This is a genomic window from Bacillus sp. FG16, from assembly GCF_057809515.1.
In genome coordinates, this window is the sequence record NZ_JBMDKC010000411.1 from 1 (window position 1) to 312 (window position 312).

The window sequence follows — 312 nt, forward strand, 5'->3', positions numbered from 1 at the left end:
TGTTATCCATCATCGGCATTATATTCGGCATTTGATTGTTATCCATCATCGGCATCATATTCGGTGGTTGGTTGTTATCCATGATTGGCATTATATTCGGTGGTTGGTTGTTATCCATAATTGGCATTATATTTGGCATTTGAATATTTGGCGGTATGACTTGTGGAATAACTACATTTTCTTTCGATACATTTGGTGACACTATATTTCCTACATTCTCTTTCTTCACTTGTGGCGATATTATATTCCCTACGTTCTCTTTCTTCACTTGCGGTGACACTATATTTCCTACATTTTCTTTCTTCACTTGCG

The 312-nt window shown here is 36.5% G+C and carries 1 pseudogene; it reads right to left on the bottom strand.

Annotated elements, in window-relative coordinates:
* Window positions 1–312: pseudogene (locus ACODS7_RS32965) on the bottom strand (peptigoglycan-binding protein LysM); the annotation flags it as partial.